The organism is Lysinibacillus sp. BF-4 (assembly GCF_000743635.1).
Taxonomy (GTDB): domain Bacteria; phylum Bacillota; class Bacilli; order Bacillales_A; family Planococcaceae; genus Metalysinibacillus; species Metalysinibacillus saudimassiliensis.
This window is the reverse complement of record NZ_JPUW01000007.1, coordinates 19,313-45,109: the sequence shown is the minus strand read 5'-3', so window position 1 is coordinate 45,109 and position 25,797 is coordinate 19,313. Positions and strand designations below refer to the sequence as shown.

At 39.4% G+C, this 25,797-nt stretch carries 22 protein-coding genes; 5 read left to right on the top strand and 17 right to left on the bottom strand.

Features of this window, described 5'->3' with window-relative positions; genetic code table 11:
* Positions 1–5: 5 nt before the first annotated feature.
* The 6 genes from CH76_RS04540 to fadH all read right to left on the bottom strand — a co-directional run bounded on the left by CH76_RS04540 (position 6) and on the right by fadH (position 6,434).
* Complete coding sequence (locus CH76_RS04540) at positions 6–848, bottom strand: ABC transporter permease (protein ID WP_036143594.1); 843 nt, start codon at positions 846–848, stop codon at positions 6–8.
* Positions 845–1,780, bottom strand: coding sequence for an ABC transporter ATP-binding protein (locus CH76_RS04535; protein ID WP_036143592.1), 936 nt, complete (start codon positions 1,778–1,780; stop codon positions 845–847). The genes CH76_RS04540 and CH76_RS04535 overlap by 4 nt, the downstream gene beginning before the upstream one ends.
* A complete protein-coding gene (locus CH76_RS04530) occupies positions 1,777–4,059 on the bottom strand; it encodes a hypothetical protein (protein ID WP_036143590.1) in 2,283 nt (760 codons plus the stop codon). The genes CH76_RS04535 and CH76_RS04530 overlap by 4 nt, the downstream gene beginning before the upstream one ends.
* Positions 4,060–4,186: 127 nt before the next feature.
* Positions 4,187–5,080 (bottom strand): LysR family transcriptional regulator, encoded by an 894-nt coding sequence (locus CH76_RS04525; RefSeq protein ID WP_036143588.1) that lies wholly within the window; start codon positions 5,078–5,080, stop codon positions 4,187–4,189.
* Between the two features lie 49 nt (positions 5,081–5,129).
* Positions 5,130–5,567 carry a cyclic-di-AMP-binding protein CbpB gene (cbpB, locus tag CH76_RS04520; RefSeq protein WP_036143586.1) on the bottom strand — a complete coding sequence of 146 codons (438 nt, stop codon included), beginning with the start codon at positions 5,565–5,567 and terminating at the stop codon, positions 5,130–5,132.
* 99 nt (positions 5,568–5,666) lie between these two features.
* Positions 5,667–6,434 (bottom strand): 2,4-dienoyl-CoA reductase, encoded by a 768-nt coding sequence (gene fadH, locus CH76_RS04515; RefSeq protein WP_036143584.1) that lies wholly within the window; start codon positions 6,432–6,434, stop codon positions 5,667–5,669.
* Between the two features lie 199 nt (positions 6,435–6,633).
* On the opposite strand from fadH, the gene CH76_RS04510 reads away from it, so the two are divergent.
* Positions 6,634–7,530 carry a hypothetical protein gene (locus tag CH76_RS04510; protein WP_036143581.1) on the top strand — a complete coding sequence of 299 codons (897 nt, stop codon included), beginning with the start codon at positions 6,634–6,636 and terminating at the stop codon, positions 7,528–7,530.
* A gap of 33 nt (positions 7,531–7,563) precedes the next feature.
* Here the strand turns inward: CH76_RS04510 and CH76_RS04505 are convergent, their stop codons facing one another.
* From CH76_RS04505 to CH76_RS04480, 6 genes are all read right to left on the bottom strand, one after another.
* Complete coding sequence (locus CH76_RS04505; protein ID WP_036143579.1) at positions 7,564–9,708, bottom strand: RNA degradosome polyphosphate kinase; 2,145 nt, start codon at positions 9,706–9,708, stop codon at positions 7,564–7,566.
* Positions 9,708–11,255, bottom strand: coding sequence for a Ppx/GppA family phosphatase (locus tag CH76_RS04500; protein WP_036143577.1), 1,548 nt, complete (start codon positions 11,253–11,255; stop codon positions 9,708–9,710). Before CH76_RS04500 ends, CH76_RS04505 begins: the two co-directional genes overlap by 1 nt.
* Before the next feature lie 105 nt (positions 11,256–11,360).
* Positions 11,361–12,269: a chemotaxis protein gene (locus CH76_RS04495; protein WP_036143575.1), complete on the bottom strand. Its 909-nt coding sequence runs from the start codon at positions 12,267–12,269 to the stop codon at positions 11,361–11,363.
* Positions 12,270–12,343: 74 nt separating this feature from the next.
* Positions 12,344–13,648: an MFS transporter gene (locus CH76_RS04490; RefSeq protein WP_036143572.1), complete on the bottom strand. Its 1,305-nt coding sequence runs from the start codon at positions 13,646–13,648 to the stop codon at positions 12,344–12,346.
* A gap of 61 nt (positions 13,649–13,709) precedes the next feature.
* A complete protein-coding gene (locus CH76_RS04485; RefSeq protein WP_036143570.1) occupies positions 13,710–14,570 on the bottom strand; it encodes an NAD(P)-dependent oxidoreductase in 861 nt (286 codons plus the stop codon).
* Between the two features lie 150 nt (positions 14,571–14,720).
* Positions 14,721–14,909 carry a hypothetical protein gene (locus tag CH76_RS04480; protein WP_036143567.1) on the bottom strand — a complete coding sequence of 63 codons (189 nt, stop codon included), beginning with the start codon at positions 14,907–14,909 and terminating at the stop codon, positions 14,721–14,723.
* Between the two features lie 155 nt (positions 14,910–15,064).
* On the opposite strand from CH76_RS04480, the gene CH76_RS04475 reads away from it, so the two are divergent.
* The 3 genes from CH76_RS04475 (at position 15,065) to CH76_RS04465 (ending at position 16,729) form a co-directional block, all read left to right on the top strand.
* The gene (locus CH76_RS04475; protein WP_051910235.1) at positions 15,065–15,277 is read left to right on the top strand and encodes a DUF2187 family protein; all 213 of its coding nucleotides are present in this window, start codon (positions 15,065–15,067) and stop codon (positions 15,275–15,277) included.
* An 86-nt stretch (positions 15,278–15,363) separates the two neighbouring features.
* Positions 15,364–15,978: a CPBP family intramembrane glutamic endopeptidase gene (locus CH76_RS04470; RefSeq protein ID WP_036143565.1), complete on the top strand. Its 615-nt coding sequence runs from the start codon at positions 15,364–15,366 to the stop codon at positions 15,976–15,978.
* Between the two features lie 52 nt (positions 15,979–16,030).
* The gene (locus CH76_RS04465; protein WP_036143563.1) at positions 16,031–16,729 is read left to right on the top strand and encodes a hypothetical protein; all 699 of its coding nucleotides are present in this window, start codon (positions 16,031–16,033) and stop codon (positions 16,727–16,729) included.
* Between the two features lie 37 nt (positions 16,730–16,766).
* On the opposite strand, the gene CH76_RS04460 is transcribed toward CH76_RS04465, so the two are convergent.
* Complete coding sequence (locus tag CH76_RS04460) at positions 16,767–17,213, bottom strand: MarR family winged helix-turn-helix transcriptional regulator (RefSeq protein WP_036143562.1); 447 nt, start codon at positions 17,211–17,213, stop codon at positions 16,767–16,769.
* A 168-nt stretch (positions 17,214–17,381) separates the two neighbouring features.
* Between CH76_RS04460 and CH76_RS04455 the strand changes: the two genes are divergently transcribed.
* Positions 17,382–19,121 carry a B12-binding domain-containing radical SAM protein gene (locus CH76_RS04455; RefSeq protein WP_036143559.1) on the top strand — a complete coding sequence of 580 codons (1,740 nt, stop codon included), beginning with the start codon at positions 17,382–17,384 and terminating at the stop codon, positions 19,119–19,121.
* A gap of 43 nt (positions 19,122–19,164) precedes the next feature.
* Here the strand turns inward: CH76_RS04455 and CH76_RS04450 are convergent, their stop codons facing one another.
* From CH76_RS04450 to CH76_RS04435, 4 genes are all read right to left on the bottom strand, one after another.
* Entirely contained in the window at positions 19,165–20,511 is a 1,347-nt protein-coding gene (locus CH76_RS04450) for a TrkH family potassium uptake protein (RefSeq protein ID WP_036143557.1), read from the bottom strand.
* An 80-nt stretch (positions 20,512–20,591) separates the two neighbouring features.
* Positions 20,592–21,359 (bottom strand): TerC family protein, encoded by a 768-nt coding sequence (locus CH76_RS04445; protein ID WP_036143556.1) that lies wholly within the window; start codon positions 21,357–21,359, stop codon positions 20,592–20,594.
* Between the two features lie 230 nt (positions 21,360–21,589).
* On the bottom strand, positions 21,590–22,690 hold the full coding sequence (locus CH76_RS04440; RefSeq protein ID WP_369792359.1) for an SDR family oxidoreductase: 1,101 nt from the start codon (positions 22,688–22,690) through the stop codon (positions 21,590–21,592).
* A gap of 14 nt (positions 22,691–22,704) precedes the next feature.
* Positions 22,705–25,764 carry an efflux RND transporter permease subunit gene (locus CH76_RS04435; protein ID WP_036143550.1) on the bottom strand — a complete coding sequence of 1,020 codons (3,060 nt, stop codon included), beginning with the start codon at positions 25,762–25,764 and terminating at the stop codon, positions 22,705–22,707.
* Positions 25,765–25,797: the final 33 nt, after the last annotated feature.

Genomic DNA, 25,797 nt, shown 5'->3' with positions numbered 1-25,797 from the left:
TCCTCCTAGCGTTGTGTTTTCATATTAGCGCGCAACTTTTTAATAGCGCCTGTTAAACATAAAACAGTAACCGCACTATAAAATAATAAATACGTTAGCCATACAGGGAAATGCACCCCTGTCATTTCTTCAAACACCAACTTTAGCTCTGGTGTTGTTAATGTTAAAATCAATGCGCCTGGATTAATGGATGCAAAAGCGTAAGCTAAATAACCACCTAAGGTCGAAGCTACGCCCGAGCCAGCCATCACCATGCTTACAAAAAATAAAAAGGCTGTAATTGCGCCTAAAAAAATCATTGCACCATATGTCGCAATCATCGCGACAATGGTCTTTTTTGTAATCGTCGAAAAGAAAATACCAATACTCCCAATCGTCACTAACGTTACAAAATAAAAAGCAAACGTCGTTAGCATTTGACTTGGTGATACACCACCAAATAAAAATACTAAACTATAAATCGGCAAACCTGCCACGAGCATTAACACAATAAAGGCAATAGAAGACAATAGCTTACCAATAATTAATTGAGCTGAACTTTGTGTAGTAGTTAATAAGATATTTAGCGTTTGTTTTTCACGCTCACTACTAATTGCTCCTGCAGTAACACCTGGTGTAATAAACATTACTAACGCCATTTGGACAATACTTAGCAACACAAATAATGCATAACTCATCGTTGGCTCAATATAGCCATAGCCCTTAAACTCTGTAGCTACCATTACAAAGCCCGTAATAAAAATGCAAAGGACCGCTAAATAAAATAGGAGACCTGAAAAGCTTTTAAACGAACGAAAACGCAACTTCATTTCCTTCATCAAAACAGGATTATATAATTTATCCATCATGCTAAGTCCGCTCCTTTCGTAATAGCCATAAAGACATCCTCTAAATCTTTTTTCTGCTCTGTAAAGCTTGTAATGGCAAGGTCAGCAATCATTGCCGCTCGTAGCAACTCTGTTTGCTCAACTTTAGTGCCACTAAAACTAAACTGTAATTGCATCGTAGCCTTGTCTGCTACCATAGCCGTTACGAGTGGGTTGTCCTCAAAAAAGGCACGCGCTTCTTCTAAACCATAACCTAACTCTACTGTAATATGTGCATCCCCTTGTAGCTCTGCTTGAATTTGAGCCACATTACCATGTGCAATTAAAGTGCCATTATCAATCACACCAATTTCGTCACACATCTCTGCAAGCTCTGGCAAAATATGTGACGAAATGAGTACTGTCTTACCTAAATCTTTAAGGCGATGAATAATGTCACGCATCTCAACACGCGCACGCGGGTCTAAGCCTGAAGCTGGCTCATCTAAAATCAACACATTAGGATCATGAATGAGTGCTCGTGCTAAACAAAGGCGCTGTTTCATACCGCGTGATAATAAATCTACATACTCATAACGTTTAGCTGTTAAGTTAACAAGCTCTAATAACTCTGGGATTAGTTTTTTGCGTTCACTCGCTTTAATATTGTAGCTCGCACCGTAAAAATCAAGATACTCATCTACTTTAAGCTGGTCATATACCCCAAAAAAATCGGGCATATAACCAATCTCCTTACGTACAGCTGCTGGCTCTCGTATTACACTCTTACCATTAATTAATGCATCACCACTAGTTGGCGAAAGAAGCGTAGCTAAAATCGAAAACGTTGTAGATTTACCTGCACCATTTGCGCCAACAAAACCAAATACCACACCATCATCTAATGTTAAATGTAAATCGTTTAAGGCATAAAAATCACCATAACGCTTCGTTAAGCCTGTAATTTCAATCATTGTGCCACTCCTTTCAATTCAACAATTGGTAATGTATAGCTTTGGTGTTCTGGCGCTATATGTTGTAACTTAATACGATTGCCCTCAATATAAGTAGCGCTACTCGCATTTTCAGGCATACTAGCAATTTCTTCATAATTTTTAGTAGTTGCATTCCAAATCAAAACATTAGCACCAGAACCACTATCACTCACTGCAATCTGCTTAATGCTTGCAATATCTTTTAACATTTGTTCAGGTACTTGTAACTCAATAATGGTATGCGTGCCTTCAAAATACCACTCATCATCGCCTTGTATCGCTGTTGTATAAAGCTCATTGCTTTGTTCATCGTAAACTTTTTTAGGCAGTACATCGCCTGTAATCGTAAAGTCACCTTGTAACTCAAGCCCTGCTGTAAATGGTTGCGCTACATAGTTAAGTGTTTGTTGTTTAGCTTTACCATCATACGTTAAACCAACGAGTGGCTCGTCTGTCCAAGCAATAATTACTGGTGTTTGAAGCTCCTGCACTTGTGCAACAGCCGCTTCACTGATTGCTTGATGTAGCGTCTCTGTTATATTTTGTCCTGTTGCATTTGACGTTAGCTGATAGGCATCCATCGTAACCTCTGCACTTTGTAAAAATTGATTTGGGATAGCCTCTGACACTTGCACTGTCTCACCTGGTTTAATTGTGCCAAGTGGGATGCGGTCAATCCCTGTCGAAATAGCTACATCCTTCATCTCAAATGGGAAGTTACTTTTGATTGTGCCCTCTACTCGCCCATTACTCACAACTAATGCCGTATCAAACTTGCCGAGTTTTGGGATAAAGCTATCACCTTGTACTTGCTGTATAGACCAGTAACGCGCGTCTTTAAATACAACCTGTTGATCCTTCGTATAGGATTGCTGTACACTTGTGCCAAAATTAGTTGCTTCGATTGCTGATGCTGTCGTTGTATCATCAAATGTAAATGCAAACTTACCACTGCGGTTTGTTAACAGTGATGTAAGGTACGTGCCTGATAAGCTGCTGTCCTCATTAATAATATAGGTCGCTACTTGCTGTGTTTGCGGTTTAGCTAAGCGATCCTTTGCACCAAAACCAAATAAAGCAACAGCAACTACTACTGCTAATGTTGGGATGATAACCCATGCATACTCACGCTTATCAATTTTCTTTAAAACAACATATAAAATAGGTCCAACAATCACAACATATAAAATAATAGCGAGTAAAATACCCGAGGCCGAAATATTAAGTGCATCAAATGTAGCACTACCATTTTTGTAATACTCACTAACCATGTGCTGACCACTTGCTGTAGTGGTGTAACCAAATGCTAGGTTAGTTACGAGCCACTCACCATATTGTTTATTGCTATTGTAAGGCTGATCACCTAGCGCAAAAGCTACTTGTGTAACGCTCCCCTTACCTAGCACTTGTTTTGCCGCTAATGTTTCGCCTTGTGCTGTTGTACTACTAACTGTTGCATTTGGCTGTATGGTTGTTAAATAGCCAGGGACACTTAATTCTTTTGTCAGTGCCAGTTGTTGCTTAGCACCTTTAGTTAATGGCAAGTACGCGTCTAATGCACCTAGTGAATTAGCTGTTGTACCTACAATAATAGCGCCGCCCTGCTTTACCCAAGCTAACAAAGCGTCTTGCTGTGCCGCTGTTAAATCTGCTACAGCTACATCATCTATCATAATTGTAGTAGCCAAAGCTAGACCATTTGCATAACTCGGGAATGTTTCCTTCGTTAATGGTACTTGCACAAATTCTGTCGTTTCTTTTTTTAGCTGATTGCTTAGTGCCTGTAAGCGGTCTGGATTTGATGTTAATGTAAAAATAAATGGCGTATCATCTGGATAAAGTTGTGGCGTTTTAACCAACTTATAACTCGCATTTACTTTTTTGCCCTTTTCGATACCACCAGCATAAAATTTAATAACTTTAGGTAAAGCATCCTTAGGGTCTTGTGCAATCATTGCACCGCCCAGCTCTACATGTAGTTGTTTTTCTTCACCACTCGCGATATCAACTGACTCCGCAGTCGTTGCTGTGTAATTGTTTTTATCTGTCGAAATAACAATATCGCCTGAAAAATCTTCACCATTATTTTTTATCGTAAGTACTGCTGGCGAAGCCGTATCATATTTTAATTTATCTGTAATCGGAAAATCTACCTCTACTTCTAACGTAGACTTTGCTGACGCTCTTGCTGTAGGTAGCACAAAAATAAAAATTGTTGCCACAATAATTAGCAAACGTAGCAAGTTTTGTTGGCGCATACACTCCACTCCTTTTTTCATCTGTAGTTATAGTGTAAACGCTATTGTGCGCAAAAAGGTGCAATGTCGCAAAGCTTTAGTTTTTTTTAAGAAGTCATTAAGAAAGCGTTCGCATTTTATGCGAACGCTAATCATAAAGTCCATATAAGCAACGTGCATGATTTTGCACTACTTCCGAAAACGCCTGCACTTGGCGTAGTTCAAACGCTGACTCATAGCCAATTAACCACGTGTCACGCGTTAAGCCAAGTTCCCTATCATTATTAATCAAAGGTATTTTATTAACATTTTCTTCACCATTTAACGTAATGGATGGCAAAATAGCATAGCCAATACCATTCATCGCCATCTGCTTGCATGTTTCGATTTGATCAACCAAAATTTGACGATGTGGGTTAGAAGAAAATTGATGTTGCCACCATTGTTGTATCTCTTGATAATAATTGGAATCACTTTTAAACTGGATGAAGGGACGTTGCGTCTGCAGTACGTCTTCTAGCGTTTCTAGCTCGCGGTCTACTAAATATAACGTATCTCTAAACAAATGTACCTTAGGCCCTTTCCAGTCCACTTGACCACGTACAATCCCTACATGCGCCTCACCATCATAAAGTGCGCGCACAATCTCTGAGCTCCAACCTGTCATTAACGAAATTTTTGCATCAGGAAACTGACTCACATATTCCTTTAATACTTTAGGCAACCAGTTTTGCCCAATAATTGAGGCACAGGCAATTTTTAATGTGCCATTAACTTTCGTTGTTAAGCCCTGTATTGTTTCAAAAATTTGTTCGCGTTGTTCTAGTACTTCATTTGCATGCGCAATCACAAGCTCGCCTGCAGGTGTTGGCATCAAACCTTTTTGCGAACGAATAAATAACTGCGCGCCCCATTCTTTTTCTAATGTTTTTAAGCGCTGTGATAGTGCGGGTTGTGTTAAAAACAAACGCTCCGCTGCCTTTCGCATATTGCGCTCCTCTGCTAATATTTTAAGTAGCTTTGCCTCTGTTACTGCAGTCACAATGTTGCCTCCTTAAAAGAAAAAAGATGCTCAACTGAGCACCTTTATATTACGTTGAATACACGTACTTTTTCAATTGTTTTAAAACGACACGACGTGTTAAAATCCCTACAAACATATTATCTTCATCAACCACACATAAAAAAGCATTGTTAATGACAAGCTCTAATGCGCGCTGAAACGTATCGGTATTTTTTAATACAGCCACATTCGTGTCCATAATATCCTCAACTTTAATTGTGCTTAGCTTATCAAATTCGATATGCTCAAGCCCTAAAATTGATTCTGTAATCATTTTCATACTTAGTAATCCTTGCAAACGATACTTCATATCTAGCACAGGGATTGCTGAGTAGCCTGTTCGTGTTAGCACGAGTAATGCATGCTCTGCATTGTTCATACTTTGCACATGCGCAACCTTCTCAGATGAAATAATAAAGTCTTGAATCCCCATGTTTAACAAATCTCTATTCCTTGAAACAATCATAGTAGTCTTCTCCTTTATCGCTCTCTCGTGAGAACAGGTCAATCACTTCCTATCATACCATAATTATATATTACACTATATTGAAATCACTGACTTTTTTTAGAAAGGATGGGCATTTAACCACTGGCCGCCATCTAGCGTTACACATTCGCCGTTCATATAAGTTGCTTTGTCAGACATCATAAATGCTGCAAGATTACCAATTTCCTCTGGTGTGCCTAAGCGTCGTAAAGGTACAGAGTTAATCGTGCGTTCTGCTGCTTGCTCAGATTCCCAGAGCTTTTCAGAGCCACCTGTACGTTCAATAGGGCCTGGCGCAATGGCATTAACACGAATGCCATACTGGCTGCCCCACTCTACTGCTAACGTACGCGTCAAGGACATCACGCCTGCCTTAGCTGCCGCCGAATGTACCACACCAGCACCTGCACCCCACGCATATGTCGCAAGCATATTAATAATGCTACCTTGTATCCCTTTTTCAATCCAGTAATTACCTATGGCTGATGAGCAGTAAAATGTACCATTTAATACAATATCAATTACAGCATTCCAGCCGTTTGCTGACAGCTTTTCGGCTGGTACTAAAAAATTACCCGCTGCATTATTCACTAAACCTGTTACATTGCCAAACGTTTCATCTGCAAAAGCTACCATAGCTTTCGCTGCCTCTGGGTCACGCACATCCATCGCAAATGTTTCGATAGTATGACCTGCTTCCCCAATAAAAGCTTTGGCCTCTGCTAAACGCTCCTCGTTACGCCCTGTAATGACAACATTAGCGCCTTCTGTCACAAACTGCTTGGCCATGTATAATCCCATACCGCTCGAACCGCCCGTTACAATAATTGTTTTACCTGCTAACATACTCCTCATCCTCTCTCATTTACTGAATATTCATTCATAATCGTACTACACTACACACATTTTGTCATACAATATTCTCTCGAAAAATCTTTTTTATCATTTTTAAAATCATTTTTCTCTACAAAAATCCAAAAAACTATGTATTTATTTCAGCTTTTCGATTACCATTATCAATAGACAGAAAGGGTGTTTACGCATCATGCTTCAATCGTTACAACGAACATTGCTCTTAATGCTCGGCATGATTTTACTTTTAACAGGTTGTGCACCTCAGAAGGAACATGCAACGACAGAGACAACTAGCTATCCAACCGAAGTCGCATTTAATGATTTGTACATTACATTAAATGAAAGCCTACCGTACACAGCGCCTAATGGTGAAAGCTATCAAGGGATTGCTGTTACTGTGCAAAATACTAGCAACGACAGTGTGTCGCTTAAATCAGCGTTTTCTAATGTTGCTATTGTAGATGACAATGGACAAGATATTGGTAAGGAGCTCGATTGGCTTACAGCTGATGAGCACGGCACAGATCTTGCAAAAATAAAAAAGTTACGCCCACAACAAATTATTGCTGGGCATATTTATTTTCGTAGCTCTACCACAGCGCCACATAGCATCGTACTAACTAAAAAGAAACAGAGCGTGCAGCTACAAGTACCTCCTTCACCGTCAATTGCCTTAGTTGAGCATAATGCTAAACCTATGCTTGATGATAGCGTTGAAGCAAAGGTACAAGTCATTCGTACATGGTTCAATCAAATTGAGGCTAACGCACAAGCCAACCAGATGAATGTGACACATCAAGGTGACACGACCTTTTATGAGTCAGAAGTTTATCGCAAAGTTACTTATCATTATGAAGAAATGACTTTCCATTTTTATTACATGAATAACGAATTATTTTTTGTTTACTCTTATCCTAATGTAAACTCTGTAGATTCTGAAAATCGTTATTACTTCCAAAATGGCGAAATGATTCGATGGATTCGTTCTAATGGCGAAACAATTAATCAACAAGCCGGGTTAGCTAACCCAAGTTATTTACAAGAAGAAGCTAATATTTTATACCTCGAACAATTTGCAGCACAATAAAAAACGCCACACTCAGCTGAGTGTGGCGTTTTTTTATTCTTCGTTATTTAATGGGCGCAAGGCTTCTTGTAAAAAGATTTCCTGACTATTAATTAATTTTGCATCTAGCCCACGATCTGCATCTTTATAACGATATTTACTATCAGCACCTTGTACACGCGCCTTCGCTGTATCTGCAATTTGTAATTCCATAATATGATTAATACGGTCTTTAGCAGATTGGTCATAAATCGGGAATAAAATTTCTACACGCTTAATCATGTTGCGCGTCATCATGTCAGCTGATGATAAATAAATTTTATCCTCACCATTATTGTAGAAACAATAAATACGTGAGTGCTCAAGGAAACGACCAACAATAGAAGTTACCGTGATATTTTCACTGATACCTGGAATACCAGGGCGAATACAACAAATCCCTCGGATAATTAAATCTACTTTAACCCCTGCAATTGATGCTTCATACATCTTCATCATTAAATCTTTATCCGTTAAAGAGTTCATTTTTGCACGGATATGTCCGTTACCATATTGTTTGTGACAAGCAATTTCATCATCAATTAATTTAATAAACTCATCACGAATATCAAATGGTGCTACAACTAAATGATTAAATTTAGGTTTTTCAGTGTAACCACTCAAATAGTTAAAGAAGTTCGTTGCGTCAATGCCAAACTCTTTGTCCGTTGTAATGATACCCATATCTGTGTAGATTTTAGCTGTTGCATCATTATAGTTACCTGTACCCAGGTGAACAAAGCGCTCAATTTTACCTTGACGACGACGCACTACTAATGTAATTTTCGAGTGAGTTTTTAAGTTATTCATGCCATAAATGACCAAGCAACCTGCTTGCTCTAATTGTTTTGCCCAGTGCACGTTGTTTTCTTCATCAAAACGTGCCTTTAACTCTACAAGCACTGTAACTTGCTTACCATTTTCAGCCGCTAGTTTTAGCGCTTGAATGATTGGTGAGTTACCACTTACACGGTAAAGTGTTTGCTTAATTGCTAGCACGTCTGGATTGACTGCTGCCTCTGCAATAAAGTCTACAATTGGCGCAAATGATTCGTATGGGTGGTGGAAAAATACATCCTGTTGTAAAGATTTTTCAAAAATATCTTCATCTGAGCATAAATCTAACGGACGTTGTGGGATAAAGCTCTCATACTCTAGTTGTTCACGCCCTGCAGAAATGGCTTTCACAAACGGGAACATAAATGTTAAATCGAGTGGGCCATTAATATGGAATACATCCGCTTCTTCGATTTCAAATTCTTTAAGTAAGTACTCTAACACTTCGTCGCTCATTTCGCCCTTGCGAACTTCTAAACGGCTACCTACGCCCCATTTACGTTTCTTTAATTCTTTTTCAATTTCTACTAGTAAATCACGTGCGCCTTCTTCATGAATCGTTAAATCGGCATTACGTGTTAAACGGAAAGCTTGAGCTGATTTTACAGTGTAGCCATAAAACAGTTGTTCGATATGCTTTGTAATCACGTCTTCAAGCAAGACAAACTCGCTATGGCCTTCTTGCTCGGTTGGCAACTCAATAAAACGCCCTAATACAGACGGCACTTGTACAACAGCTACCTTTTGACGGTTTTCTGGATCCGCATCTTCTTGCTCAAGTAACACTAAAATATTTAATGTTTTACCAAGCAACGTTGGGAATGGACGGTAGGCATCTACAGCTACTGGCGTCACTACTGGGAAAATCGTTTCAGCAAATAACTCATCTACAAATTGGTTTTGCTCTGCTGTTAATTGATTAATGTCCTTCATAAATACATTATGCTCAGGCAATAAATTATGCATTAAATGATTGTATACCTCAGATTGACGCTTAACGAGTGCCTGTGTGCGCTCTGCAATGCGTGTTAGCTGCTCGGTAGGTGTAAAGCCTGATTTGTTTTCTGGCTTATGGAAGCCCGCACGCACTTGGTCTTGAAGACCTGCCACACGTACCATAAAGAACTCATCTAAGTTTGAGCTAAAGATAGCGAGAAATTTTAAACGCTCTAGTAATGGGTTATGAATATCCTCAGCCTCTTCTAGTACACGTTCATTAAATGCTAACCAGCTAAGCTCGCGGTTATTATAATACTGAGGTTTAGCAATCTCCTCTAATAAGTTCATTTGGTTTTGTTGTGTTTCATCAATTGCTTCTGTCATTATTTATTCAATCCTTCCTCGTTAAATTGGATGATAATGTCTTCTTTAATTACGCGCTCTAAATGTTTTTTATGACGCTCTGCTTGGTATTTTTCGGCGGCTGCATTTTTCTGCAACTGCACCGTCAAGGTTACACAATCACCGCTATGTGTCATGGCTAAATCCTGCACAACACCGCGCTTTGAAATAGTAAAAGCATACGCAAACTTTAACATGGCACCGAAGTCTCGAAGTTTATGTAATTCATCTTCCTCTAGCCATGATTCAAATGGTTCAACAAAATGAGAAAAATAATCTTTATTTTTATAAGATGCAAGTAAGGCTACCTTTATGCGCTCAACATGGTTAAGCCCATCAATCGCCTGATTTGCAATCAAGTAAAATGTATGTTGACTGGACGAGCTAAGCTCAATATATTCGCCAATCGCAAATACTTTAGCCGCCTTACGAATCAGCTCTTTATCTGCTACTTGGTAGGTAAAAAAGTTAAGACGACAGCACTCCTCATACATACGCTCAGCTAAATGGACAAGGTTTTCGACCTCTAAATCACTGCGACGATACTCAGCGGCTAATTGCTTAGCATGTGTATCAAACACATTATATTTATCAAAAGCTTGTGGGTCTTTTTCAAGGATGCGCTCCATTACAAGCCCCTCGCGCAAACCTTTTTTAGTTAACTGAAATCTTGTAGTACCAACAATATTAAGTAAAATGCGGAACACAGATAGTGCAGGCACAATAATATCTGCACGGTCCGAAGATAGCCCGTCTAGTTGCTTTAGCTCATCATAAGTCATATTGCCAAGGTAATCATTTAGCTTACGTAAATCTTGTGCTGTCATTTCGTAGCCATGCACACCCGTTAAGCCATAGTTTTGACGTTGCTGATGCACTTGTGCGATATTACGCGCACTACCGCCAATACCAATCACAGGTAGCTCGCAATCTTTAATCCATGCAATTTGTGAGAGTTGCTCACGCACATAGTCATTTAATTGCTTTTGCTCGTTTGTTGATAGCACTTCTCCCTTAACAAACATTTGCTTTAAGGATACCGTGCCAAACGGAAAACTATGAGAATGCACAAGCTCTTTGTCTTTAAATAAAGTAATTTCCGTACTGCCGCCCCCAATATCAATAGTGACAGCTGACGGTGTTGCAAGTGAATAGGCTACACCTGCAAAGCCATAATAAGCCTCTTGCTCTTCAGACAATAAATCAATTTTTAACCCAAGCTTCTTAGACATACGCTTTATAATTTCATCACGATTGGCCGCTTGACGAATCGCCGCAGTAGCTGCTGCACGCACATCCGTAACGCCAAAATCCTCAATCATTTCAATAAAATCACGTAAAATATGTTCAAGTAAGGTGATGCCTTCTTCTGTCATCTCGCCCGTTGGCAAAATATGCGTACGTAAGCGTGCAACTACTTTCATATTGCCTAATTCATGTAGCCCCTCGCGTGCATCATAATCATAAATTACAAGACGCACGGTATTTGAGCCAATGTCAATAATGGCTGTTTTCATTTTAGTTGGCATAATGAAGCCCCTCTTTCCGCTTGGGATTTAAAAAATGCGCTAGAAAGCCTGTAGCTATCCAACGCATTGTTCTTATACTTGATGGACACTAGCGATGGACCACAACTATAAAATTAATTGGTCAATTCGTAAAATTAATTCTGCTATTTCTGGTTTACTAATTTGGTCTTCTGCACCTACACGTTCGCCCTTATGTCGTAAGTCATCCGTAATTAAACTTGAGAAGATAATGACAGGCAATACAGCAAGGTCAGGATGCTCTTTAATTTTGCGTGTTAAATGGTGACCATCCATTTGTGGCATTTCAATATCAGTAATAATCATTTGCACATGCTGCGTAATGTCCTTGCTTGGGTCAGCTTTAACAAGCGTCTCTAAATAATTATACGCATCGCGACCATTTTCGAAGAAGTCAACATTAGCATAGCCTGCTTCATTTAATGTGTCATGCAATAGCTTGCGTAGTAAAGGTGAGTCCTCTGCTACTACAATCTTTTTATCCGAGCGATCGCGCTTACCTAACTTTTTAACAGACTCTACATTAATCCCTGACTCTGGATTAATCTCAAGCATAATGCGTTCGAAATCAAGCAGTAAAATCATTTGGTCATTTTGCTTAATCACACCAATCACTTGTGAAGCACCGCCTTGGTACATATCAGATGGCTTTTCGATTTGATCCCATGAAATACGGTGAATTTGCGTCACATTATCTACATGGAAAACCACACGTTGTTTATTAAACTCTGCCACAATATATTTTTGCTGTGGGCTACGCTCAACATTATGAATGCCTAACACTTTTAGCATATCAACAACAGGTAGTACCTCACCACGTAATTGAATAATACCTTCGACATGCTCATGCGCGTGCGGTACAAAAATTACAGGGATTGGCTGAATGATTTCTTTTACTTTAATAACATTAATCCCAAATTTATTATTGGCTACATCGAACTCCACAATTTCAAGCTCATTTGTGCCACTTTCGAGTAAAATTCCCGTTTGTTCCAAGAGAGTCGCCCCTTTACTTTATAGGTTAGTAATATACCCTAATTGTATCACACGCAAGACATTTCTCCTACTTGCTAATTTACTGAATTATCCTTTACACGCAAATGAATAATGAGCCCAATGATTGTCATAACAATTAATGTAGACAGTGCCACGCGGCTTGCGAGCGTTCCATAATCACGCATGGCAAATGTGACGGTTCCGTAAACGGCAGGACCAATGATAGAAGAGACCTTTCCCGAGAAGGCAAATAGTCCAAAGAATTGCCCTCTTTTTTCCTCTGGTGACAACTCGATAATTAGCGTACGTGATGTTACCCACATTGAGCCCAGTGATACACCAAATAAACTACCTGCAATCCAAAACATCCATTGTGCTGTCGCAAATACTGAAAAACATAGCGCAACAATCATTAACAAGGCTACCAGTGACACCGCTTTATGTGCACCAATGCGCTTAGTAATATAACCGAAGGCTAGTGAGCCAATAATTGTAGACACTGTGGATACTAAGTACAGCACAATAAATTGCCCTGACGTAAAGCCCATAATTGCCGTTGCATATACCGCCATCATCGCAATCGTCGTTGCAATCGCATCATTTAAAAAGAAATAGGCAATCATAAAAGTAAAAATATTACGATGCCCCTTCATATCCTTAAAGGTTTGAAAAATCTCCTTATAGCCATCAAAAAATTTAAAGGCCTCGCGTTCCTCTTTAGGAATAGGTGTATCCTTATTAATAAAAAAGAGTGGCAATGAAAATAGTAAATATAAAATGGCAGTTGGGATAAAACTACGGTGGAAATCCGAATCCCCCACATATAAATACACCAATAAACCAACAAGCGTGCCAAAATAACCTACAGCTACACCAAAGCCTGAAATCAACGGCATTTCTTCACGCGTGCCGAGATCTGGCATCATCGAGTCATAAAATACTAAGCTCGCATTAAAGAAAAACTTTGCAATAACAAAGCTGACTACAACAAGTAGTAAACTACCCGGTACGCCCATATACGTAAAGGGCACATCTAACGGTGCAAAAACTCCCATCATAAAAGTAAAGAAGATAGAGATGGAAGCAAACCATACAATAAATCGTTTTTTATACCCTGTCTTATCCACCATCACACCAAACAATGGTGAAAATACAACAAGAAAAAAACTGGCGAGCGCGTTGGCATATGAAATAAATGTACTCGCCACTTGTTGCATGACTTCATTTTTTCCTAATACCTCATCCATATAAAAAGGAAAGAAGATTGTATTAATATTGGATGAGAAGATCGTATTCGCAAAATCATAAAATGCCCATGATAAAATAGGGAGTGATAAATAGAGTGCGAGCTGATTGCGATGTTGTTGCTCTTGCTTCATAGTAAGCCCTCACCTTCTGTTTGAGTAAAAAAGCGCCCGTTAATCACGAGCGCTACTGTTTTTATTTATAATAGCGGACTAAGGCCTGTGTGCCTTCCTCGCCATAACCCTCTGCTACTAATTTTTCATACATGTCATTAGCTAAAGTTAGTCCTGGTAACGTAATACCCATCTGTGCGCTCTCACGCAGTGCAATCCCCATATCCTTCACGATATGTTTAATATAAAAGCCTGGTGCATAGTCACCCTCAATCATACGCGGTGCTAAATTGCTAAGCCCCCATGAGCCCGCTGCGCCCGTTGTAATAGATTGCAGTACATGGTCCATAGACAAACCTGCCGCAAGCCCATAAGCCATTGCCTCGCTCACGCCAATCATCCCTGAGGCAATTACAATTTGATTGCACATTTTAGTATGTTGCCCTGCACCTGCCTCACCTTGGTATACAATATTTTCGCCAAAGACTTCGAGTAAACTATGCACTTGATGAAAGACGGCCTCATCACCACCTACCATAATCGAAAGCGTGCCATTTTGTGCGCCAACATCTCCACCTGAAACAGGCGCATCTAATGCATGTACACCTTGCGCTAACGCTTGTTGATAAATCTTTTTAGCTAACGTTGGCTCTGATGTTGTCATATCAATTATAATTGTGCCTGCTGTTGCACTTTGTAATGCACCTTGCTCACCTAATAGTACCTCCTCCACATCTTGTGGATACCCTACCATCGAAAAAATTATTTCCTTACCAAGTGCTGCTTCTTTTGGTGACGCCGCCCATGTTGCACCTGCCTCAATAAGAGATTGCGCTTTTTCCTTTGTACGTGTATAAATTGTCACGTCATGATTTGCCTTTAATAAATGTAAGACAATACTTTTACCCATTACGCCCGTACCAATAAATGCGATTGATGTCATAAAAAAATCCCCCTTTGTAAAAATAGTAGTGTAAAGTTCAGAAAAATACAAACACAAAAGGCATTCGCCAGATGACGAATGCCTCGATAAATGAAATGGGGAAAATAAGTATGCATTAAGTTAATTCCCATTTACTAAAAAGATAAACCCTTATGCGCGGGCTTCTTGTAAAAAGGTATACACAATTGTAGCACCTTGTAGTGCCTCACCTCTAAATTGTTTAAACTGTGGATGTTTAATTAATACCTCACGAAAAGCTAAAAAATCTTCTTTAGCAATTGTTAAACTTACCATCTCGCCTTTCGCTAGTTGCTCTAATTGTTGTGCATAGTCTGTCATGTCAAAACACCTCACTTATTATTTTGTTCACTTTCGTGTAAACTATAGTTTATAGTACTCGGCTGCTAGCGTTAAGTAAATTGCAGTAAAATGCTTTACCTTTTCAAAAAAGTAGGTAGACTATATACTATTAGCCGATGAAGGAGCTGACAGAGATGACTGAGAAAAAAGAAGAAGAAGATATCATTGTAGCGGAAATTGGAAATATTATCGAATTTAGAGACGGACTACAAGGCATCGTCGAAAAAATAAACGAGAACTCTGTAATTGTTAACTTAACGTACATGGAGAACTTTGAGCAATTAGGTATGGAAGAACGCACTGTAATCAATCATAAACGCTATAAAATTATTGCTGACTCACAATAGTACAAACGCTTTGTTCAAGAGCTTGCCATTTTTACTAATGATGGCTAGCTCTTTTTTTGTTAGTATAGTAAACGGAGGTTAATGAAATGCAAATAACAAGTAAACAAAAGGGAACGCTTCTCTTTTCCTTACTATTTATGTTGATCATGCTGTTTATTACATTTGATAATAAGGCGGTCTTTTGGTATCTTTACACTTTCACAATTTTAGTTTGTTTAGCGATTGCCATTTTGAACGCTAAATTTTTTGATGAGCTGCCTACGTGGCATTATTTATTATTTGGAATTGGCTATGGTACAATCTCCTATGGCATTATCCGCCTAGGTTACGAAATTGCACCAATGCTTTCATTTAAAATTGCAAAACCCATCACAAAATTTTTAAATGATTTTGCCCCAGCACATATCGGGCATTACGTATTGCTCATTTTTATTATTATTATCGGTGAAGAATTATTTTGGCGCGGCTATGTTCAACAATTATTAAAAAGCATGATGAAAACAAGCCTAGCAGTTGTTACAACCGCATTACTTAGTGCTATTGTACTTCTCCCTAGCGGCTTTACTCCTGGGATGATGGCTGCATTTACGGTAAGTTTACTTTGGGGCTTTTTATATGAATGGAAAAGAAGTATGCCCCTCATTATTATTACACACACTGTTTTTATTCTTTTACTGTTTCTCGTTTTACCATTACAATGAAACTACTATAGAACAAACTACGTCCTATAGTTAATAAAGGGAGGGTTTTAACATGTCAAAAAAATTAACACTTACAATGACACTGGCTTTGTCAGCTATGCTAATCGCTGCTTGTGGACAAGGTGATGATACCAAGCAAGCTAAAGAAGCCGAGCAAGAGCCGATTGAGGTTGTAACAGACGAGCAGGATGCAGCTAAAGAAACAGAGAAAGAAACTGCTGAAGCCGAAAAAACAGAAGAGCCAAAAGCGGCTACTGAAGAACAAACGGCTACTGAAGAAGTCGAAACAAAATCTACAGCTAACACGCCAGCTAAAGAAGCTGAAGAACCAAAAGAAACTGTACAAGCTAACGGTACAGCTTCAACACAAATGCCTTACACTGTAGCATTAAACGATGGCTTTACATTAAATGCTGAAGAGCCTGGTCGTGACCAAATTATTTCTTCTGCTAATAATAGCTTATCAATGCGCGTACAAGTAGCAACAACAGAAGAAGATACATTTGCTTCTGTAAAAGATAATGCATTAATGTATATGCAAGCTATTGGTGAGCCAACTGAATTAACAGCAGCTGAGCTAGCACCACTTGGTAATGCAACTGGCTGGAAAACATCATTTGATGATGATTTAGTTTATGTTGTAGCTTTCGAACAAAATGGCTTAGTTGGTCAATTAACAATTTATGATAAAGCAGATGCACAAGCACTAGCTTCATTCCTACAAATGGCTTCAACTATTACAAAAAAATAAACAAAAAAGAACCTCGCTACTACTAGCGAGGTTCTTTTTAATAGGACAAATCTTTAATAGAACGCCCTAATTTTTTTAATAAAGTAATCGCTTGCGCCTTTTCTTCTTCGTCAAGCGCGCCTAACAAATCATGTAGCATCAACTCATGTTGCGGGAAAACTTCAGCCATAAAGGCCTCGCCTGCCTCACTAATCTCTGCATACGTCACACGACGGTCCTGTGGACATGACACGCGGTTTAAGTAGCCGCGTTTTTCTAATTTATCAACAACATACGTAATCGAGCCACTTGCTAATAAAATTTTAGAGCCAATAACTTGCAATGGCTGGCGACCTTTATGATATAACAGCTCAAGTACCGCAAACTCTGTAGGATTTACACCATTTGCCTGAAAAAATCCGTGTAACTCCTCATTAATGGCCTTGTGCGCACGTGACAATACAATATATAACTTCAGTGATTGCTTCACTTCTTCTGACGCCAATCTACTCACCTTCTCACTTCTTCATGCTTAACATATTATAGCGACTTTCGAAAAGGATTGTCAAAGCGCTGATTTTTTCGCAATATAGTAACAAAACAGACGAATATGTTGATTGAGTGAGCACTATTTCATTGTTACAATGAGTAGAGTAGAAAAGGAGATAGTTTAATGAAAATTGTTTTAGCTACACTTAATGCCAAATACATTCATACCAACTTAGCACTACGCTATTTAAAAGTAGCCGCACAGCCTGAGTTTAATCCCGAAATTGCCGAATATACAATCAAGGACCCTGCATTTAATATTGTCTCTGATTTATTTCAAAAGAAGCCTGATGTCATCGGCTTTAGTTGCTATATTTGGAACATCGAAGAAACCATTACCGTCGCGCGCATGCTACGCACGGTACTACCTAACGTAAAAATTGTACTAGGTGGCCCTGAAGTATCCTACGATGTGCATGATTGGCTGCGTCGTCTTGATGGCGTAATTGATTATATTTTAATGAATGAAGGCGAAATTGCCTTCAAAGAATTATTACGTTATGAAAACGGCGAAATCCCTTTAGAAAAGGTGCCTAATATTTGCTACCTTGTGGATAATAAAGTAAAGCTTCATCCTCAAGCACCTAAAGTGGACTTGCGTGAAATGCCAAGCCCCTTCCGTCTAGAAGAAGACCGTCCATTCCTTGGTAAACGCATCCAATATATCGAGACGAGCCGCGGCTGCCCGTTCTCTTGCCAATTTTGTCTATCATCTATCGAAGTTGGCGTGCGCTACTTTAACCGTGAAAAAGTTAAAGAAGACATTCGCTACTTAATGAATAATGGTGCACGTACGATTAAATTCGTTGACCGTACGTTTAATATTAGTCGTAGCTATGCTATGGAGATGTTCCAATTTTTAATTGACGAGCGTCAACCTGGCGTGGTGTTCCAATTTGAAATCACTGCGGATATTATGCGCCCTGAAGTCATTCAATTTTTAAATGACAATGCACCTGCTGGCTTGTTCCGTTTTGAGATTGGTATCCAATCAACAAATGACGAAACCAATGAACTTGTTAAACGCCGTCAAAACTTCGAAAAACTAACGCGTACGGTAACGATGGTAAAAGAAGGCGGCAAGATTGATCAACACCTTGATTTAATCGCCGGACTACCTGAAGAGGATTACACTAGCTTCCGCCAAACGTTTAATGATGTTTTTGCTATGCGTCCTGAGGAGTTACAGCTTGGCTTTTTAAAATTATTACGTGGTACAGGTTTGCGCTTAGAAGCCGAAAAATATGGCTACACTTATGTTGATGTAGCGCCTTACGAAATCTTCTCAAACAATGTGCTTACTTTTGATGATATCGTACGTATTAAACATGCAGAAGATGTGCTCGAAAAATATTGGAATGACCACCGCATGGATCATACAATCGAATACTTAGTAACAGAAGTATTTGAGACACCATTTGATTTCTTCCAAGACTTTGGTACGTACTGGGAAAATAAAGGCTGGTCACGTATTGGTCACCAGTTAGAAGATTTATTTACGCGCTTACTTGAATTCTTGCACACACGTGAGGATGCACCTATCGCCATCATCACAAGTTTGATGCAGCTTGACTTCCTAAGCACGCATCACTTCCAACCGCGTAAGCTTTGGTGGCAAAATCATTTAGCAGACGATACGCGTAAGGCTATTTACGAGCGCCTTGATCGCGATGCTACAACCGCAGGTGAAGACTTTGCGGCGTTAGGTGTGCAACAACGTGAGCTGTTTAAGCATACATTAGTTGTACCTTTTGCCTTTGACGTTACTACTTACCTAAAACAAGGTCGTATCGTAACTGAAGATACGTATTTATTAACGTACTTCCGCAAAGATAGCTCGCCTTTCTTTACAACTTTCAACTAAAAAACAGGTAGACCGACAACTCATTCGGTCTACCTGTTTTAGTTTAACCAATAATCACACGTTCTTTTGGATAGTGGAATTTGGTCTTCTTCGTTTTACCGCCAATCGAATACAAGAAGGAAATTAACCCTACACGCCCGATAAACATCAGAAGCATGATTACAATTTTCCCTGTTGTCGAAAGGTCACCTGTAATACCAAGCGTCATCCCACACGTACCGAAGGCGGAGGCTATCTCAAACACAATTTGCATTAGCGATGCCTGTGGCTCTGTAATTAACAAAATAATAGTAGCAACCAGGACCATAAAAATAGCTAAGATAATTACCGCATACGAACGAAAAACATCAATCAAATAAATCTCTCGCCCAAATACTTGAATATCTTCTTTCCCTCGTGCAAAGGTAATTAAAAATAAAATCGCAATCGCAAAAGTCGTCGTACGAATACCGCCACCCACTGAACTTGGCGAAGCACCAATAAACATTAAAAAGCTAATAAATAAATTGGTGGACTCGCCAAAAGTAGTAACATCAAAAGTTGTTAAACCCGCTGAACGAGCTGATACGGAATGAAACATCGCAGAAAATAACGCCTCATGCCACGTCATATTTTTAAATGACTGGAAAGACTCCAATACTAAAATCACAAGCGCACCTACCACAAATAAAATGGCATAGGTTGATGTAGTAATTTTGGTAAATAAACTAAAACGGAAGTTTGTTTTTTTACTACGTAAATACTGCTTAACCTCAATTAATACAGGGAAGCCAATTGCACCAAGCGCAATAAGTAGCATAGTAATAAATTGCACAAAATAATCATTATGAAATGGTAATAGGCTCAATCCTGTAATATCAAAGCCACCATTTGTTGTAGCAGATATTGCACCAAACACCCCTTGTACAACTGCCTCTTGCCATGTATCAAAATACTTTAAATAATGGATGGACAGTACAACTGCACCAAACAACTCTATGGCAAATAAGATTTTTATAATTTCTCGAATTAAATTAACGACACCAGAAATATTAGATTGGTTATGATCAATCATAATTAATTGGCGCTCGCGCATGCCGATTTTTTTACCGACTAACAACCATACAAATGTACCGAGCGACATAATACCAATAGCACCTAGCTGTAAAATAACTAACAGCATGACAAAACCAAAGGTAGTATAGGACTCTGCAATCGTAATAGTCGTTAAGCCCGTTACACTTACTGCACTAACCGCTGTAAAAAGACTATCTATCAGCGATACTTCAACCCCTGGTTGATGTACCCACGGCAAGCGGAGTAACAAGAAAGAAATCGACATCGCAATAAAGTAATACGATACTATTAAACGGAACGGCGTTATCCCCTTCTTTTCCTTCTTCCACGGCATGAACTAACCTCCTTACAAAATAAAAGGAAGAACAGCTCAAAAACTGTTCTTCCCTCAGTATAGCGTATTTTTAGCAGACGTTAAGCATTTTTCTCAGCTTTCTTTTTATTTCGTAAGCCGGTAAAATAACCGCCTAAAGCAATGCCCAGTAACACAATCCAGAACGTTGCTTTCCATAGTGTTGAGTGCGGGAAGCTCTCTGCAATTAAGCCTACGCCAGGATGTGCAAGTGTTAACACTACAAGCTTCACACCAACCCAACCAACAATCATAAAGGCTGCTGCTTCAAGTGATGGGTAATCGTTAAGCACCTTAACAAACCATTGTGCCGCGAAACGCATAATAACTAGACCAATCACACCACCAAAGAACATCACAAGGAATTGACCACCATTAATGCCACCAATATCAAAGTTACCTAAGTGTGGTAACGTCATCGCGATAGCTACTGCAGCTAACATTGAGTCGATCGCAAAGGCGATATCCGTAATCTCAACTTTTACTACCGTCATCCAAAAACCTGATTCCTTCTTCGGTTGGATGTCGGCATTCTCAACATCTTTATGCTTCCAAATACCGTACAAACTTTTAATTGAAATAAATAATAAGTATGCTGCACCAATTGCTTGGATTTGCCAATACTTAACGAGTGTTGCGATTAAAAATAGTGCCGCAAAGCGGAAGACTAATGCACCAATTAACCCGTAAAATAATGCCTTCTTTTGTTCCTTTGGTGGTAAATGTTTTACCATTACTGCCATAACAATAGCGTTATCCGCTGCTAGTAAACCTTCTAATGCAACAAGCACCAATAGTACCCATGCATACTCTAATAATATTGCTTCCATGTTCAACAACTCCTTTTGTTTTATACAAAACAAAAAGACCCCTGCCTATGATAGGCAAAGGTCTTGCTAAACAAGTTAATGTTATTACGTCCGGTGATAGTATCACGTAATGACGAACGTAAAGTAAACGATAAGTATCGTTTATAGCTACTCCCCTTTGACGAAATGTCAATAAGGTCTATTCATTTGTACAATAATTATAGCATGCGTACATAAGTAGCGCAAATATTTTATAAGATTTTAACCTGCTTTGCGCTATCCTTTTTATGTGCTTCGTAAAAGGTAATCAACACAGGTAAAATAGCAATAAAATCTGGACATTTCACTGTACTATTTTTTAATAGACGTTCAGCTACTGTAGTATCAAAATTTGCCTGCCATGCTAAATAATCGAGCGCTTGTTGCTCAACACCAAAATAAATGCGTAGCTTTTTATTTGCTAGTACTCGACGAGCTACATTTAATGAGATATTGCCAAATGGATATTGCCCTGTCATCTCCTTCACCATAATGCGATAAACTTCTTGGATAGGGTGTGGGTTAGGATCTGTTAAATGAACTGTCTCGCCAATCGCTTCGTCAGTCAACGCTAAATACGTAGCAGCCTCAATAATATAATTAACAGGCACGACATTGAGCTCAGTTTTTGCTTTTGACTTACCAACATAAGGTACAGTGGGTAGCTTACTTAAACGATCAATCAGATTCATTAAAAAGTACGGCCCATCAAATTTATTTGTCTCGCCTGTTGTAGCATGACCACATACGATGCCTGGGCGTAATATAGTAATTGGTAGCTCTGCTTTACAATCCTCAACAAGTAGCTCTGCTTCAAACTTAGTTTCTTCATAATAATTTTTAAAAGCTGCAGGTGTAGATAGCTCCGTTTCCTTGAGCTTACCTGTGCGTGTACCTGCCACATACGCTGTACTAAAGTACATATAGCGCGATAAATTTGGCAACTGCTTAGCAAAATCATTGACCATTGATGTGCCATGCACATTCACACGCCATGCTAGGGTGCGTGTTACAGCCAAATCATAAATCGCTGCAAGATGCCATAGCACCGAAATTTTCGGTGCTAGCTCCTCTACTACTACATCTGTTAAACCTAAGTTAGGAAGCGTAATATCGCCCTCTATAATATGAATTTGCTTTGTAGGATAGCGTGTTAACAACGTAGCAGCGACTACCTCGGCATTTAAGCTTTGGCACTCCTCCACTACCACATACGCCTCATCACAAATATTTTGTTCAAATGCCTCCGCAATTAAGCGGCTCGTGATAAATCCAGGAAAACCTGTGTAAAAATAAGTTCTCAACGAAAACATCCCCTTTGCTTCGTTTAACGACGATTCATTTTACGTGTTTCTTTATCAAACAAGCTATAAATAATTGGTACTACAAATAACGTAAATAAGGTTGATGTTAATAACCCACCAATTACCGCAATACCCATTGGCTGATTCATCTCTGTACCTTCACCAATGCCAAGCGCTAATGGTAGCAAACCTAAAATCGTCGTAGCTGCTGTCATAATAACAGGTCGTAAGCGGTCCTCTGTTGTCATAATAATGGCCTCATATGAAGGTACACCTTGCGCCTTCTTCTGATTAATATAGTCTACAAAGACAATACCATTATTTACAACAATACCGACGAGCACTAATATACCAATAACAGCCGTTACACTAATAATTGTACCTGTTAGTAAGAAGGCTATTGCTACACCAATAACCATCAATGGTACAGTGAACATAATAATAAATGGGTATTTAAACGATTCGAACTGAGCTGCCATTACAAAGTACACAAGCAGTACAGCTAAAATCAAAGCCATAATCATGTCATCAATTGAGCTATCATAAAGCTCACGGTCACCACTAAAGGCAACGTCAGTTGTTGCAGGCAATTTTGTTTTTGCAATTACTTCGTCAACTTTTTTCGACATATTACCTAATGATTCAGTTGATGCATATTTTACAAAGAACGCAACGGCTGAAGTTTGATCTGAACGTCGAATCGAAACAGGCCCTTCCTTTACTTCTACATCTGCAATTTCTTTTAACTTAACAAATGTACCTGCTGGTGAACGAAGTTGCATTTCTTTTAACGCATTAACATCTTTACGATAAGCATCACCAAAGCCTGTCGTTACAACAAGCACCTGCTCGTCTTCCGTAATCATCTGCGTTGTAACTTGACCGCGCGTCATTTGATTTACCGTTTGAGCAATTTGTGCAGGCACAAAACCTAAATCCTTAGCCGCTTCACGGTTCACTTCAATTTGAATTTCTTCGATGGTGTTTTCTAAGTCATGAGAGACCTCTGTTATACCATCCTTCTTCTCAAGTGCAGCCTTTAATGTATCTGCACTCTCTGCTAAACGTTTACTATTGGTATCAGTTAAACGGAAGGTCAATTGCTGTGGTGCTGAGCCTGATGACGTAGAAACATTAAACTGCACACTTACGTCCTCATTAATCTGCTTAGCAATATCACCCTCTACTTCTTCGGCAAACTCAAATATTGTACGTTTACGCTCACTCGCTGGCTTCATTTTCACATACATCTCAGCACGATTAGAGACATTTTGTCCTCGTGCTGCCGACTCCTGTGTTGAACCAATTAAGCTAACATACACCTCAACATCCTTTTCCTCTTTTAAACGCTCCTCAACCAAATCCACTACTTTTTTTGTTTCGGTTAATGAAGCACCGTTTGGTAATTGTACATTAATTGAGGCAAAGCCCTCATCCGTCGCTGGTAAAAACTCTGTACCACGCGTCATTAATGCATAGGCTGAGGCAATGAACAGTACAAAAATCACACTTAGTACAAGTGCACGATGTTTTAAAGATTGTTTAACTACGCGCGCATAGCGTGTATAAAAGCCTGAGCGACTACGTTTCTCTACAATATTTTCAGTTTTTGTTTTTAACATACGACTCGCTAGCATTGGCACAACTGTGAGTGACACCATTAATGATGCAAATAAACTAAACGAAATCGTTAGCGCAAATTCTGTAAAAATTTGCCCAATGAGCCCCTCAATAAATAATACAGGCACAAAAACGGCAATGGTTGTTAAGGTCGATGCTGTAATTGCTGTAGCTAACTCCTTCGTACCTTTTTTAGCCGCTTCGATAGGGTCCTCGCCCAAGCCAAGGTGTCGTTCGATGTTTTCGATGACTACAATGGCGTTATCCACTAGCATACCAATCCCGAGCGCTAACGCACCAAGCGTCATAATATTAAGTGAGAAGTTAGCAAAGTACATCAACACAAATGTCACAATGACTGAGTAAGGAATGGCTACGCCAATAATAATAGGGCTCTTAATGCCACGTAAAAAGACAAATAATACAAGCATAGCAAACAAGCCACCAACAATCATAGACTGACCAATATTTGCAATGGCGATATTAATATAATCACCTTGGTCAAATAGCACATCTGCTTCGATACCTTTATAACGTTCGTCTTGTAATAATTCATCGAGCTTTACTTTAAATTGCTCCGACACATCTGCCGTATTGGCTCCTGACTCTTGTAGCACAGACATTAGCACAGCAGGTCGCTCATTAGCATAAGTTTCGCTAGTAGATGGTTGCTCACCACGTACTACCTTTGCTACGTCACCTACGGTTAATGCCTCACCTGTTAATGGATTAACAGATACAATGAGTGCCTCAATATCCTCTGGTGATGTTAGCGTACTAATAATACGTGTCGTGAGTAGCTGACCATCTGTAGTTTCGACAGGCTCACCTGGCATGGAAACATTATTAGCCTGTACAATTTGGACAATGTCCGCTTGCGTTAGCCCCTTTTCTTCCATCGTTTTAGGGTCTAACGTAATCGTAACTTCCTCTACAATTTTACCTGAAATATTAACACTAGCTACACCCTCTGTACGCAGTAGCTCTTGCTCTAACTCTTCAGCCACGACGCGTATATCTGCATCCGTATCTTGTGCACGTAACGCTAATTGAATAACTGGAAACTGTGATGGGTCAAACTTTAAAAAGCTCGGCTTCCCTGCATCATCAGGTAACGGTGTCATATCAATACGCTGCAATACATCAAGCTGTACGTCTTGAATATTGGTTGACCAGTTAAACTCCAGCACAATTAGGTTGGAGCCTTCCTGTGAGGTTGATTGCACCCGCTCGATGCCTGGCAAGGTAGCAAGCGTTGCTTCAAGCGGCTTGGTAACCTTCTCATTAACCTCCTCAGGACTAGCTCCTGGGTATGAGGTAACGACTACACCAATCGGCGGATTTAACTCTGGTATAAGTGTTACTGGTATTTTTAGTAGCGAAATGCCACCTAATAAAATAATCAGTAACATCGAAACAATCGTTAGGGTCGGTCGTTTAATCGAAAAATTACTAATATTCATCCTACCAATTCCTTTCTATAAAAAACGCGAATA